The organism is Rhodoplanes sp. SY1, from assembly GCF_046000175.1.
Taxonomy (GTDB): domain Bacteria; phylum Pseudomonadota; class Alphaproteobacteria; order Rhizobiales; family Xanthobacteraceae; genus Rhodoplanes.
Map to the genome: position 1 here is coordinate 1 of NZ_JBEOMB010000481.1, position 739 is coordinate 739.

The 739-nt window shown below is 66.4% G+C and carries 2 protein-coding genes and 1 pseudogene; all 3 read left to right on the forward strand.

Going from position 1 to position 739, the window contains the following annotated elements; translation table 11 throughout:
• The first annotated feature begins 69 nt into the window (after positions 1 to 69).
• A complete protein-coding gene (locus tag ABTU92_RS30475; protein ID WP_408095264.1) occupies positions 70 to 246 on the forward strand; it encodes a hypothetical protein in 177 nt (58 codons plus the stop codon).
• Positions 247 to 309: 63 nt separating this feature from the next.
• Entirely contained in the window at positions 310 to 444 is a 135-nt protein-coding gene (locus ABTU92_RS30480) for a hypothetical protein (protein ID WP_408095265.1), read from the forward strand.
• Positions 428 to 739: pseudogene (locus ABTU92_RS30485) on the forward strand (methylmalonyl-CoA mutase family protein); the annotation flags it as partial. The gene ABTU92_RS30480 and the pseudogene ABTU92_RS30485, both read left to right, overlap by 17 nt.

The window sequence follows — 739 nt, forward strand, 5'->3', positions numbered from 1 at the left end:
ACGCTCACGGAGGCGCAGCGGCTGGCCGGAACGGGAGCATGACAGCCGCTTCGCCCATGGTCGGACCCGATGGATCAAAGATCGATGGAGATCGCGAACATCGAGTTCGAGCTGGTCGAGCTGCGCCGTAAGTATGCCAACCTGGGGCACGCCGTCTATTACGCCTGGGGATGCTACGGCGCGATGTGCGCCGCGGTCGCCGGTGTGGTTCTATACGGGGTGCTGCGGGGAGAGGACTGGACATGACCTCTCGCCTTCGTCGTCGGCACCGCGCTGGTGCTGCTCGGCCTGAGGATGGCGAGAGGACGAATGATCGATCTCGTGTCGCACCCGGGTTTCTCCGAAGCGGACGAGCCCTATGCTGTCGTCCTGGAAAAGTGGATCGACGTGCGCGAGCGACGGCTGACCGAGCTGAAAGGACATCACGATGACGCGCGTTCCTGACTTTTCGGCGGTGGAGTGGAAGGACGCGGCCCCGCCTCAGGCAGCGGGTTAGGCATCGTCCTGGGTGACGCCGGAGGGCATCGCCGTGAAGCCGGCCTACGGCGCCGCCGATCTCGCCGGGCTCGACTTCCTCGACACCTATCCGGGCGCCGCGCCCTTCCTGCGCGGCCCCTACCCGGCCATGTACGTGACGCAGCCGTGGACGGTGCGGCAATACGCCGGCTTCTCGACCGCCGAGGATTCCAACGCCTTCTATCGCCGCAACCTCGCGGCCGGCCAGAAAGGCCTCTCGGTC

Coding starts and splice junctions, on each gene's coding strand:
- ABTU92_RS30475 (WP_408095264.1), top strand. CDS start 70: ATGGATCAAAGATCGATGGAGATCGCGAACATCGAGTTCGAGCTGGTC.
- ABTU92_RS30480 (WP_408095265.1), top strand. CDS start 310: ATGATCGATCTCGTGTCGCACCCGGGTTTCTCCGAAGCGGACGAGCCC.